The sequence below is a fragment of the Bradyrhizobium sp. Leo114 genome (genome assembly GCF_055229415.2).
Genome location: NZ_JBUYEN020000060.1, coordinates 1 through 12,357 on the forward strand (window position 1 = coordinate 1; position 12,357 = coordinate 12,357).

10 protein-coding genes are annotated in these 12,357 nt (G+C 62.7%); 8 read left to right on the forward strand and 2 right to left on the reverse strand.

The annotated features are described in order from the left end of the window. Window positions 1–255 precede the first annotated feature (255 nt). The gene (locus tag ACZIRK_RS39160) at window positions 256–1,077 is read right to left on the reverse strand and encodes an AraC family transcriptional regulator (RefSeq protein ID WP_130230479.1); all 822 of its coding nucleotides are present in this window, start codon (window positions 1,075–1,077) and stop codon (window positions 256–258) included. A 257-nt stretch (window positions 1,078–1,334) separates the two neighbouring features. Here ACZIRK_RS39160 and ACZIRK_RS39165 point away from each other — a divergent pair, with 257 nt between their 5' ends. The 7 genes from ACZIRK_RS39165 to rlxS all read left to right on the forward strand — a co-directional run bounded on the left by ACZIRK_RS39165 (window position 1,335) and on the right by rlxS (window position 8,549). Then, window positions 1,335–1,577 (forward strand): hypothetical protein, encoded by a 243-nt coding sequence (locus ACZIRK_RS39165; RefSeq protein ID WP_165421205.1) that lies wholly within the window; start codon window positions 1,335–1,337, stop codon window positions 1,575–1,577. A gap of 752 nt (window positions 1,578–2,329) precedes the next feature. Further along, window positions 2,330–2,653 (forward strand): DUF736 domain-containing protein, encoded by a 324-nt coding sequence (locus ACZIRK_RS39170; RefSeq protein ID WP_028168174.1) that lies wholly within the window; start codon window positions 2,330–2,332, stop codon window positions 2,651–2,653. A gap of 101 nt (window positions 2,654–2,754) precedes the next feature. Continuing rightward, window positions 2,755–3,567, forward strand: a complete 813-nt coding sequence (locus ACZIRK_RS39175; protein WP_474419346.1) for a DNA -binding domain-containing protein — start codon at window positions 2,755–2,757, stop codon at window positions 3,565–3,567. Window positions 3,568–3,856: 289 nt separating this feature from the next. After that, complete coding sequence (locus ACZIRK_RS39180; protein ID WP_028168173.1) at window positions 3,857–4,075, forward strand: helix-turn-helix domain-containing protein; 219 nt, start codon at window positions 3,857–3,859, stop codon at window positions 4,073–4,075. Next, entirely contained in the window at window positions 4,065–4,604 is a 540-nt protein-coding gene (locus tag ACZIRK_RS39185; RefSeq protein ID WP_051397182.1) for a S26 family signal peptidase, read from the forward strand. The genes ACZIRK_RS39180 and ACZIRK_RS39185 overlap by 11 nt, the downstream gene beginning before the upstream one ends. A gap of 395 nt (window positions 4,605–4,999) precedes the next feature. Further along, on the forward strand, window positions 5,000–6,199 hold the full coding sequence (locus tag ACZIRK_RS39190; protein WP_474419324.1) for a Fic family protein: 1,200 nt from the start codon (window positions 5,000–5,002) through the stop codon (window positions 6,197–6,199). A gap of 379 nt (window positions 6,200–6,578) precedes the next feature. Then, complete coding sequence (gene rlxS, locus ACZIRK_RS39195; protein WP_474419325.1) at window positions 6,579–8,549, forward strand: relaxase/mobilization nuclease RlxS; 1,971 nt, start codon at window positions 6,579–6,581, stop codon at window positions 8,547–8,549. Window positions 8,550–8,557: 8 nt separating this feature from the next. Here the strand turns inward: rlxS and ACZIRK_RS39200 are convergent, their stop codons facing one another. Continuing rightward, a complete protein-coding gene (locus ACZIRK_RS39200) occupies window positions 8,558–9,907 on the reverse strand; it encodes a GSU2403 family nucleotidyltransferase fold protein (protein ID WP_474419326.1) in 1,350 nt (449 codons plus the stop codon). 422 nt (window positions 9,908–10,329) lie between these two features. Here ACZIRK_RS39200 and ACZIRK_RS39205 point away from each other — a divergent pair, with 422 nt between their 5' ends. Next, on the forward strand, window positions 10,330–12,357 hold the full coding sequence (locus ACZIRK_RS39205; protein ID WP_474419327.1) for a conjugal transfer protein TraG: 2,028 nt from the start codon (window positions 10,330–10,332) through the stop codon (window positions 12,355–12,357).

Below are 12,357 nucleotides of genomic sequence, written 5' to 3' on the forward strand. Positions count from 1 at the left end.
CTTGGAGGATGGACCGCCTACTATGGAAAGCCTGGTCCAAAGGTGATGCGCCTGGGCCTCGAAGCCTTCCGTCGCATCAAATACGGCACCACTTTGAGGCTCAAAAATGTGTGAATCGGATAGCCGGCGCGCCAGGGGTGTCAGTGCTCAGAGGCAGGATAGGAGATCGCCCGCCTGACCGCATTCCGCAAACGGGACAATATATTGCGATTTCCGGTCAGTGCGCGCGTGGGGCTTCGCGCGATACGACGGAGATCACGCGGCGATGCGGCGTTCCGACAGATATCGGGCGGGCGGCTTGCCCAGGGCCTTGCGGAACATGGTGACGAAGGCGCTCGCGCCCTCATAGCCGAGATCGAGCGCCACGGTCTGGACCGACGCCCCTTGGTCTAAACGCTGCAGGGCAATGAGGATATGGAGCTGCTGGCGCCAGCGGCCGAAGCTCATGCCGGTCTCGCGTTTCAGGGCGCGGGTCAGGGTCCGCGGGGCAACGGCCATGCGCCGGCCCCACTCGTCTAACGTTGCGCGGTCGGAGGGATCGGCCATCATCGCGGCGGCGATCTTGCGCAGCTTGGCGTCGACCGGCATCGGGAAGTTCAGCTTCTCGACGGGCGCTACAGACAGTTGGTCGAGCAGCACCGTGGCGATCCGGCCGTCGGCGCCGTCGACATCGTACAGGACCGGCATCTCGGTGACGTGCATCAGCAAACGCTCCAGCAATGGCGAGATCGACAGCGTGCAGCATTGCCTGGGCAGCGGCGAGGCCGCATCCGGTTCGACGAACAGAAGATATACCTCGACATTTCCGGCGAGGGTCACGCTGTGGGGAAGATTGCCGGGAATCCATACCGCACAGCGCGGCGGCACGATCCAGACGCTTTGGTCGGCTTCGCACCTGACGACGCCCCGCAAGGTCAGGACAAGCTGGGCCTTCCGATGCGCGTGAATGGCCATCTCCATGCCCTTGGTGACCATGTCGACGCCGACGGCGACGACGGCGCGTGGCACCTCCTCGGGAGAGAAACCGGCGGCATCGGCGGAGCCGAGATCGTTTGCCTCGGGACGATAGAACGGCATGGCAGTTGAAGATCGATCCGAATGCGACTGACCAGATCAGACAATATCAGTCCGCGATTGCGACTATCAACAGGGGAGGCTCGCTTTGGAGCATGATCCGGAAAAGTGGAAACCGGTTTTCCCTGCGAGAAACGCAAAGCGTTTGCGTGGGAAGATCATGCTTAAACAGAGAGATGAGATCATGGTCCGATTCCATCTCATCGGATCATGTCTAGCCGGCGGCTCTCCACCGCCGACACATTCACGGCAAATATTGAATGTCGGTCGGTCCCCGCCGTCGGCGCGACCCGTTTGACCAGGCGATCAAGATGGTGGTCACAGCGGATTCCACCGGACGCCGACGCGTAGCGCGAACAGGCCGTCGGGCCCGTCGGCGAACGAACTACTTCTTTTTCTTCTTGGCTTTTTTCGCGGTGGTCTTCTTCGCCTTTTTCGCTTTCTTGGCCATGGGGCCTTCCATCAATCGTTCAAAGAAAATCATCAAGGCGCGGGCCCCGTGAATCGGCCTGCATGAAGAAAGCATAGCATCGAATTTGCCGGCTTGATATCGGGAGGCCCTCATCGCGCCGCGTGAATGGCGTGGAGTCGTCCCGCATGAAAAGATCATGCGTCAGGGCGACAGAATGGCCCCGCCAAGCAGTCGTCACCGCGGTGATGGCGTCAGTCCGCGGGATTTTAGATCAGGACGAAACATTGTCGTCACCCGATGCAGCGCCCCACGAAATCGGCAGGGCGCGTGCGGAGGCCGACACGGGCGCTTTGGGCGACAGGCTCACATTGTCCCTGCCGCCGTTCTCACGGCTGCGAACCGGCCTTGCGCTGACGTCGCGCGGTGTTCTTCCGCAAAACAGGGCAGGGCTTTTCGCTGTCGTCCGGTTCGGGATGAGGTCGATGTCGGCGCGGATGGAAACGGTCCTGTGCTGGTCTTGCTCGCCGCATGTCGCGCTGCGACGGCCCGATCGGGCAGGGCCTTGTCCTTATCCGTTGACTGCGGGTCCGATCTCCCTGCGCGTGGCAAACAGACCTATGGCAAGCGCCCCGCCTCTTCAAAACCCTCACCGTCGGCTTTTTTCCCCGCCGGAACAGTTCCGGCTCCTCGCGGCCGCTTCGCTCTCAAAAAAGCTGCCGGCTCGGGTGCTCCGCATTCGCTCTGCCCCGCGTGGATGCGGGTTCGAAGGCGTTGCGCCCGCCATCACGGTCTCGCCATCGCGAGGGGATCGGCTCCTCGCGAACAACAGATGAGGACAAGACCATGACCGCCATCGGATACGTCACCAAGAACGACAACGGCAGCTACAAGGGCCAGCTCCGGACCGTCTCCATCCGCGCCGACATCGACATCATCCCGAACCGGGACAAGACCGCCGATACCCATCCCGACTTCCGCGTCGTGACCCAGGGCGTCGAGATCGGCGCGGGCTGGATCCGCCGGGGCGAGAACAGCGGCAGGGACTATGTGAGCCTGTCGCTCGCCGCGCCCGAGTTCGGTCCGCGCAAGCTCTACGCCAATCTCGGCCGCGCCGCCGGCCAGGATGACGACAGCGTGTTCGCCCTGATCTGGAACCCGGCGGACTGACGCCAAACGGCCCCCGCGACAACTGCTCGCGGGGGCCGTCCTCTCGCCCCATTTGATCGAAACGATCGGCTCGAGAAGACGTCAGCGTCCCGGGGGCGGTTCTGAACGACGCCAGCAATCAAGCGCGCCAAGGCGCCCGCGCCGCGTCTCTTGACGCGACAGGCTTCGACGCCAGCGACTGGGCCTGGGAGTTCTTGCGCCGCAATCCCGACTACATCGGCGAATGGCGCAGCGCCGTTCCGCGACATCTGCCCTGCATTACCTTGAAGGACGGCACGCAGGTCTTGCGGCTACCGCGACGCTTTCCCCGCGCCGAAAAATGGGGTCTCTCCGCCTTTGCCGACCCGGGGCTGGATGCACCCAAGGTGCCGGTGTTCTGGCACGCCCATGCGCTGAAACGGATCGTCCGCCTGGATGCACGGAAGCCGGGGTCAGATGCAGACGCCGCCCGGTTCTCACTGGCCGGCTTCAAGGTCGAACGCAGGGCCGTCATTAACGTGGACGGCATTCCACTCGTGCTGATCAAGGGAAACGGTGCCTATGTCGCCGTCGAAATCCACGGCCTCTCCGTCCTGACCGCCTCCTTTGCGCCGGTCTTCGAACTGCACGACCTTGCTGACCTTGCGGCGCAGACCGAGCTCTTGAAGCGATTGCAGCGCTTCACTGAAGCTGACGTGAGAACGGTTCCAAGGCAGGCGGGAAGCGGCGATGAACGCCTCCATCACGCGCTGATCGCGCTCGATGAAAGCCTCAACGGCAAGACCTACCGGCAGATCGCGATCACGATCTTCGGAGAGAAAAAAGTTGCCGAGGAATGGCTCGGTCCCAGTCAGTTTCTCAAGGATCGCACGCGCCGGCTTGTCGCCAAGGGAACCGAGTTGATGAAGGGCGGCTATCGCGATCTGCTGTATTAGAACGTTTCAAGCGAAGTCGGTACCGGCTCGCGTGAAGAACACGCATCAAAACAGGAATCGAGGGCTTCGGTTCTGATTCAATCAGAACTGAAGCTACTTTAGAACTTGGCTGGCCGTTGTCGGATGCCGGTCTTGTGCACGCCGATCGTCGCCCGCTTGACGAGCTTGGCTCGCGCGGGATGGCGAAACGGGCGCCTCTCATCTTCACCACTCCCAAAACCGCTCACAATCAGACGACGCTTCCTCTCCTACCTCAACCCCAGGGAGGTATGGAATAGGGAGCGTCGAAATGACCAAGAATGAAGAAAAGGTGCCGGACAAGCCGTTCCTCAATACCGTCGAGGCCGCCGCCTGGCTGAGGCTCACCAAGAACACGCTGGAGAAGATGCGGGTGCAGGGGCGAGGGCCCGCCTACCGCAAGCACGGACGCTATGTCCGCTACCACATCGAAGATCTCGTTGAATGGTCGCAGGCCAACAAGCGGAGGTCGACCTCCAATGCCGATTGATCGCACCCAACTAGCGCGCCAGGTCGGCGTTCTCTCGACCATGTGCGCCGGCATCATTGCCATGCTGGTGTCGTCCGCACCCGCGGTACCGCTTCTGATCTACAACGCCTCGGGCAGCGCGCCCTTGGGCTTCTATTATCTGGAGCCACGATTGCCGAAGCGCGGTGAGCTCGCAGTATTCAAGCCGCCGCCGGCGATCGAATTGTTCATCATCGCGCACAAAATCTTGCCCGTGCCGGTGCCGCTGCTGAAACAGGTCGCCGCTATCGGCGGTGACGAAGTCTGCCGCGCCAAGGACCCGATTGGCACCATTGCCATCAACGGAAAGGTCATCGCCGAGGTGCTCGACAAGGACCGCGACGGGCGGCCGCTGCCGGCCTGGGAGGGGTGCTTGAGGCTCGTCGAGGGCGAGTTCTTTCTGCTGCAGCCACACCCGCATTCGTTCGACTCGCGATATTTCGGGCCGGTGTTGAGGTGCGATATTGTCGGCGTGGCGCGGCCGATCTGGACCTGGAATCCAGCAGGCTAAAGCCGGGTGACTTTTCTTCGCATCGTCATCCCTCTTTGTTTGAGCATGATCTTCCCACGCAAACGCTTTGCCTTTGTCGCGAGGGAAAACCGGTTTCCACGTTTTTGGATCATGCTCTAACAGTCACCGCGGAGCGCGGCATCATGTGCCGCAGGAGCCGGGTGCCCCGGGCGGGCAGCCGGCGGGATCTCGCGGGATCGGCCAAGTAAGCGGCCAAAATAGCCATCAGGTAGGATTTTCTTCAGTTGTTTAAATTACTTATATGAGCTATGGATCGGCCAAAATTGACTTCCAAGCTTCTCGCTAAAATCGGCCACAGGATCGGCCAAAGCGGCCGCCATCAAGAAGAAAATTATTCATTTTTAATGCCTTAGCATAACATAAAATCGGCCGACATGAACCTACGTCTCGAAACCGTCGAACGCATCGAGCCCGCTAGGCTGGAGGAGATTTCCGAAGCCATCTCGGACGTGGTGGCGGAGCTTTCGGCGGCAACCGCCAAGCTCGGTTACGCGCTCCATCCGCAGACCGCGGCCCATCTGGCGGATCTCGTGCGGATCATGAACACCTACTACAGCAACCTGATCGAAGGTCATAACACCCGGCCACGGGATATCGAACGCGCGATCGGCGGTCATTTCGACAACGACGAAGGGCGGCGCAATCTGCAGATCGAGGCGGCCGCCCACGTCCATGTGCAGTCCGAAATCGATTCCATGGCGCTCGACAATCGCCTGCCTGAACCGGCCTCGATCGATTTCATTCTCTGGCTCCATCGCGAATTCTATCGCGACGCTTCCCCCGAAATGCTTCGGATCTGCGGCAATGGCACCGAGTTCACGATGGAGCCCGGCACCTGGCGGTCGCGAAACGAGCACGACGTTGCGGTCGGCCGGCATCAGCCACCTTCCAGCGAGCGTGTCGCGGCCTTTATGGAATATTTCGCGGAGCGTTATCGCTTCGAACGCCTGGGCAAGGCGGCGCGGATCATCGCCATTCCAGCGGCGCATCATCGCTTCAACTACATTCATCCGTTCGCGGACGGCAATGGTCGTGTCAGCCGCCTGATGAGCCACGCCATGGCGCATCAGGCCGGCATCGGAGCCCGTGGGCTGTGGTCGGTCTCGCGCGGACTGGCACGTGGTCTTACCGGCCCAGGCGATTACAGGCGGATGATGGACCACGCCGACACGCCCCGGCAGGGCGATCTCGATGGCCGTGGCAACCTCTCGCAACGCGCTTTGAGCGAATTCATTCTCTGGTTCCTGCGCGTGTGCCTCGATCAGGTGACGTTCATGTCAGGCTTGTTCGAGATCGACACGTTGGCTCAGCGATTGCGGAGTTTCGTCGACCGCAGCGAGAAGCTCAAGCCTGAAGCCGCCCGTCTTCTGGAGGAAGCGCTCATACGCGGACAATTCGAGCGCGGCGAAGTCCCGCGCATCACCGGCCTGCCCGAACGGACGGCACGGCGCGTCTTCAACGACGTCGTCGCGACCGGTCTTCTTGCGTCCGAAACGCCCAAGGGGCCGGTGTCGCTGCGCTTTCCGATTGCTGCGCTCGACGTGCTGTTTCCACGCCTGTTTCCGGAGATCTAGAGGACACGGACGGCTTCGCGAGGCCGACGCGGCGATTTCCGGGAACGGATTTTACGCTCAAGCTTGCACGCTCTCAACTTGGACGAAGGTGCCGTCGCCTGTTGCGGAACGCCGTATCGCCGCGCAGCGATGCTCTACAAATCGATCCGTTATCCAGCGTGAAGCAATCAGTGGGCAGCTAAGCGGGAGGGCAAGATAAAAGCACTGGCGCTATGGGGCGCCTAAGCCATTGTCTGCACATCCAAGTGTTGGCGACACGGCTAGCCGCGATGTCGCCAAGCGAGTTCTAAAGCAACGATCGCGCTCATTGATTGCGTCTGCGGCTTGGCAGCCGAGCGCAGGGTTCGCATATCCGCGCTCTTGCAACGGGGACTTGCTCATGGCCGGCGTCGACGACGACGAATTCGAAGTAAAGCTCGGACGGATCGGCAACCGCAAAACCAGGAGAGCGACCAGCTATCTTCGACGCGTCCGCCAGGAGGCGACGAAGGCCGGTGCCAGTGCGCGGGCGGGTTCGTCGTTTACCGGTAGCCGCATCGGCCGCGGCCGCGCGCAAGGCGCGGTGCTGGCCGGGCGCGGACGAAGCCAGGGGCAGCGCCGTGTCGTGATCAAGGCACGGATCGTGCGGATCAAGCCAGGTGACCTAGGTGCCGTGCGAGCTCACCTGCGATACGTCCAGCGCGACGGCGTCACACGCGAGGGCGAGCTGGGGGAGCTATACGACGCCAGGAACGATCGCGCCGACGGCAAGAGCTTTGCGGAGCGCAGCGCCGGCGATCGCCATCAGTTCCGGATTATCGTGGCGCCGGAGGACGGCGCGGAGCTGGCGGACCTGAAACCCTTCGTCCGCGATCTCATGCGGCAGATGGAGCAGGACCTCGGCACCAGGGTCGACTGGGTCGCTGCTGATCATTTCAACACCGGCCATCCCCATACCCACATCGTCCTGCGCGGGAGGGACGGTGAAGGAAACGACCTCGTCATCGCACGCGACTATATCGCTCATGGCTTCCGATCGCGGGCAGCGGAACTCATCACCCGAGAGCTCGGTCCTGAAACGGAAATCGAGATCGCGCGTAAGCTTCAGCAGGAGATCACGGCCGAGCGGCTGACGCGGCTTGACCGAAGCATCCTGCGAGATGCCTCTAGCGGAGCTCTTGAGTTGGGTGCGCTGTCTGGACGGGAGCCTGCCTGGCGAACGGCGCGGATCGGACGGCTGCGAACCCTGGAGCGGATGGGGTTGGCGAACGAGACTGAGCCGGGGCGCTGGCGGATCGACGCTGAGCTCGAGCCGAAGCTCAGACGCATGGGGGAACGCGGCGACATAATCAAGACCATGCACCGCGAGATGGCCGCGGCAGGAGTTACGCGGGCGGCAGGCGACTATGCGATCTTCGATCCGGAAGGAAGCGCGCATCGCCTGGTCGGGCGGGTCGTCGGCGAGGGCTTCGCCGATGAACTGACGGAGCGCCGCTATGTCGTGATCGACGGGGTGGACGGACGAACGCACTATGTCGAGATTGGTAGCCTTCGTGCCAACGAAGAAGCGCCTGTCCGGAACACGATCCTGGAGCTCCGGTCGCGCGCCGCTGAGCCGCGCGCAATCGATCGCACGATCGCTAGCGTCGCCGCTCGCCATGGCGGCGTCTACAGCGACCGTGTGCACCGGGAATTCGATCCGCAGGCATCCGGCGAATATGTCGGATCCCACGTGCGGCGCCTGGAGGCTATGCGGCGCGAAGGGATGGTCAGCCGCCTTGCTGATGGCAGCTGGAACGTGGGGCGGGATTATCTGGACCGGGCGCTTCAGTACGAGAGTCTTCAGCAAACACGCAATCCGGTCCGGGCCGCGGTGCTGTCATGGCAACGGCTCGAGGATCTGCCGCAGGCGCTGGGTGCCACCTGGCTCGACCGCAAGCTTGTTGGGAAGGAGCCCGATGAGCTCGCGTCGACCGGCTTTGGGGCGGAGGTCGAGACGGCGCTCCGAACAAGACGGCAATGGCTGATCGAGCAGGGGCTGGCGCGAGAGGAAGGCGGCCAGATGCGTTTTGCCCGGAACATGCTCGAGACGCTCGAGGCGCGCGAACTGGCAATGACTGCGGCCGACATATCCGCGCGCAGCAGCCTTGAACATGTCGACGTCAAGGCCGGCGATAAGATCGAGGGCGTCTACCGGCGCATGCTGACCCTGAACAGCGGGCGGTTCGCCCTGATCGAGCGATCCCATGAGTTCGTGCTGGTGCCGTGGCGGCCGGTGCTGGAGCGAGCGCGCGGGCAATTGGTCACCGGTCAGGTCGGCGGGGAGGGCATCTCCTGGGCGATCGGCATCAAGCGCGGGATCGGACGATGACGCGGGACTTACTTTCGTTTGGGCGCCCGTCGCGCCGAAAAACTCTCGACGTCGGAGGTCTTGACCAGGACGGCACCGGGCTCGTCGACCGGCGAGGAGAGGTATTTGGCGCGCGCGATCTCCTCGATCCTCGCCCTGTTCTTGAGGAACGCTTCCACCCGCCCCTCCTGTCCGAGCCCATTGGCACCGAAATGGTCGTCCAGCGCTTCGCGGCTGACGGCGCAGTTGACGGCGCCGCCGAGCTCCTTTCCCTGGAACGTCACGACGTCGCGGCTCAAGTCATAGCGCGCAGGAGGATTGTCGAAGGAAAGATCGATGCCCGGAATGATCGAGCGAGGCGCGCCAATGGTCTTGAGCACCGCGTCCCGAACGGTGGCCGAGAGCAAGGCAAGCCCTTCGAGCATCAATTGGCGCCATTTGGGACCGCGACCATGCGCTTCCTCCCAAGCGGATTTCAGCTCATGGGGACGCTTTTCAGCCAGGGCCGAAAGCAAGGCCTCGGACTGCTGCAGGTCCTTGTCGCGCTTTGCAAACCCTTCCGGGCGCCGGCGGGAGATGATGAGCTTGTGGACGGCATAGCGCGCCGGAGCCGGCACGTACACGTAGATGCCGGGGCCATGCAGGATGACCGCGGGCTCGGGATCGCGGATCAGGAAATCCAGGAAGCGCAGCGGCTGGGCGTCCGTGTTCAGGGCGGGCAGCTTTTGGGGGCGGCCGGTCTCCTTGCCCTCGTGGGGCGTGAGAAAGTCGACGCGCAAGCCGCCTTTGGCGGCATAGCTGGTCACGCGCCGGCCATCAGATACGTGAGGGACGGCACGAAAGGATTTGTCGACTTCCTTCAGCACGTCCAGAACAGGGGGCGTTGAGTCCTCGACGGCCACCGAGACATTCTTGAACTGGGCAATGTCGACGTCGCCGGTCTGGAGCGAGCCGGCGGAGAGGCGGACGCCGAGCATGGCGCCATAGGCTTGGTAGGCGATCGTTCCAACGAGCACGCCGCGAAGTCGAAACACGCCGGCCTTGGCAAGCGCCGCGATGACGTCGCCGATCTCGGGAATGGGGCGAGGAAAGCTGAACGAGCGGACGAGGGTGGACACGAGCGCCCGGCGTTCGCGCTCGTCTTCGCGAACTTCCTGATGGTGAGCAATACGGTCCAGCAGCTCGGGCGTCTCCGGCCCCACATAGCGCTGCGACCGCTCGGCACCGGTGCCGGTCTGGAAGTACCAATACTTGCGGCCATTGATGCTCTTGGCCGTGAACGAGCCGTTGTCCGCGAATGCGTCCTGGAAGGCGGCGTTCGCGGTGCGCTCCAGGAGCTCGGCATAGGTCGTCTGGCTCACCAGGGAAGGGGCCGGCATGGCGGTTCCAGGGTTATACTCAGTTTGCGGTTTGAGTATAACGGAGATGGAACCTAGCGTCCAGCGGCTTATACTCACTTTGCGAGGTGAGTATAAGAGCGGTTAACCACTGTTCCGGCGTCGAATCGGCGCATCGGCCTGATCGCTTGCGATGGTTGCCGGTTCCACGCTGGTTCGTTCCTTGCCTGCCTCGGCACGCTCTTGTGCCCATCAAGAGTCATCCGCCTTGAGCAGGTCACTCACCTTTTGTTGAGGCGTTGGATCAACCTCGCCGAGACTGGACGCAAATCGTTCTCTCCTTCGTAGGCTTGATCGACGTTGCTCTAGCTTTCGGAACGCCAATTTTATTTCGATTGAACTCAAGCCGCATTGGTCCCTTTCATCGCGCCGCTCACGTGGGGTGAGTGAGTGGGGCGAGCGGAATGTTTCCAGCAAAAATCTATGTCGGTCAGATCGCCGTCGTGCTCGGGATCGTCGTGGTGTCGACATGGGGCGCGACGCAATGGACCGCCGCTGCACTCGGCTATCAGCAGCGCCTCGGTGAGCCCTGGTTTCTGATCGTCGGCTACCCCGTCTATCTGCCTTGGCGATTGTTCGAATGGTGGTTCGCTTACGAGGCCTATGCGCCCCAGATATTCGAGGAGGGCGGAGCCATCGCCGCCGCCGGCGGCATCGCAGGCGCGCTGTTTGCGATCGTCAATTCGGTGTGGCGCGCCCGCCAAAGCCAATTGGTGACGACTTACGGTTCGGCTCGGTGGGCGACGGTCAAGGAAATCAAGACAGCCGGTCTGTTTGCATCCAAGGGCGTTTTCCTGGGACGCTTCGAGAACAACTATCTGCGTCACGACGGACCGGAGCACGTCATGTGCTTTGCGCCGACCCGGTCGGGCAAGGGCGTGGGACTGGTCTTGCCCACATTGCTCTCATGGACGTCGTCGGCGGTAGTGCACGACATCAAGGGCGAAAACTGGGAACTGACCTCCGGCTGGCGTTCGACCTTCTCGCATTGCCTCCTGTTCAATCCCACGGACTCGCGAAGCGCCCGCTACAATCCGCTGCTCGAGGTGCGCAAGGGGACGGCCGAAGTCCGCGACGTCCAGAACATCGCCGACATCCTGGTCGACCCCGAGGGGGCGCTCGAACGCCGCACCCATTGGGAGAAGACCAGCCATTCCTTGCTGGTCGGCGTCATCCTTCACGTCCTTTACGCGGAAGAGAAGAAGACGCTCACCCGCGTTACCGAGATCCTGGCCGACCCTGCGCAGTCCTTTGAGAAGACGCTCAGGATCATGCTGGCAACCAATCACCTCGGCACCGAGGCGGAGCCGAAGGTGCATCCCGTCGTCGCCGCGACCGCACGAGAGCTGCTCAACAAGTCCGAAAACGAACGCTCCGGCGTTCTGTCGACCGCCGTGAGCTTTCTCGGACTCTACCGCGATCCCGTCGTCAGCCGAAACACCGAATCCTGTGATTGGCGCATCGCCGACCTCGTGAGCGCCGACAAGCCCGTCACGCTCTATCTCGTCGTGCCGCCGTCGGACATCAGCCGGACCAAGCCGCTGATCAGGCTGATCCTCAACCAGATCGGCCGCCGGCTGACCGAGACGCTGAATACCAAGACAGGCGACCGCACGCACCGCCAGCTCCTGATGATGCTGGATGAGTTTCCCGCACTTGGCCGGCTCGACTTCTTCGAAAGCACGCTCGCATTCATGGCCGGCTATGGCATCCGCGCCTATCTGATCGCGCAGTCGCTCAACCAGATCGCAAAGGCATATGGCGAGAACAACGCGATCCTGGACAATTGCCATGTCCGCATCGCCTTCGCCGCCAATGACGAGCGCACCGCAAAGCGGATTTCGGACGCCCTCGGTACCGCGACGGAACTGCGCGCACAGCGCAACTATGCCGGCCATCGGCTGGCTCCCTGGCTAGGCCATGTCATGGTCAGCCGGCAGGAGACTGCGCGTCCTTTGCTGACTCCGGGCGAAGTGATGCAGCTGCCGCCAGACCAGGCGATCGTGTTGGTTTCGGGGCTCGCACCGGTCCGCGCAATCAAGCTGCGGCACTATGAGGACGCAAATTTCGTCAGCCGTCTGCGCCAGCCTCCGACCTTGCGAGGCGATGCGTACGCCGATCGGCCGCCAGCTCGCCTTGATGACTGGCGCGGCGAAGTGCGCTCCACCGATATTCGCCTTGCGACCCTGCCGTATCGCGAGCTCATGCAGACGGGCGGCGAGGAAGGCGGCCTCAAGCAGCAATTGGCGTTGTTCGACGAGGCCGCACCCGCTGCGAACGAGCTGCGCGCTTTCGAGGAGCGATTGCTCGACGACGAGACCGACGTTGCCGCCGACCGCAGCCAGATGCAGCAGGCAGCAAGCGCGTCAAGCACCGTACGACGTGCCCATGCCGTCACCCGTGACGACGACGACCTTCTTCCCTCGTTCTGA